The organism is Streptomyces minutiscleroticus, from assembly GCF_014650875.1.
GTDB lineage: Bacteria > Actinomycetota > Actinomycetes > Streptomycetales > Streptomycetaceae > Streptomyces > Streptomyces minutiscleroticus.
On record NZ_BMVU01000260.1, the window covers coordinates 1 to 607 of the forward strand.

Sequence of the window (607 nt, forward strand, 5' to 3'; positions counted from 1 at the left end):
TGTTACTTTAATGAAAGATATTACCAGCGCTTTAGGCATGCTTTCTAACTCTCATCATAAAAACAATTCCACCGATGTTTTACAGCTCAACACTTACACGCAACAAATGGGCCGTTTAGCCAAGCTTTCTAATTTTGCTTCTTTTGATTCAACGGATTTTAGCGAACGCTTGAGCAGCCTTAAAAACCAAAGATTTGCTGATGCAATCCCTAATGCGATGGATGTGATTTTAAAATACTCTCAAAGGGATAAATTAAAAAACAACCTTTGGGCAACCGGTGTTGGGGGCGTGAGTTTTGTGGAAAATGGCACAGGAACGCTCTATGGTGTCAATGTGGGCTATGACAGATTCATTAAGGGTGTGATTGTTGGAGGGTATGCGGCTTATGGGTATAGCGGGTTTTATGAACGCATCACTAGTTCTAAATCGGATAATGTGGATGTGGGCTTGTATGCGAGAGCTTTCATTAAAAAGAGCGAGCTAACTTTTAGCGTCAATGAAACTTGGGGGGCTAATAAAACCCAAATCAGCTCCAACGACGCTCTGCTTTCTATGATCAACCAATCTTATAATTACAACACATGGACGACGAACGCGAGAGTCAAT

Annotated in this window: 1 protein-coding gene; it reads left to right on the forward strand. The window is 41.2% G+C overall.

Going from position 1 to position 607, the window contains the following annotated elements; genetic code table 11:
- Positions 1–607 (forward strand): hypothetical protein (locus tag IE271_RS44640; protein ID WP_190195533.1); only part of this gene is annotated, 607 nt, incomplete at both ends.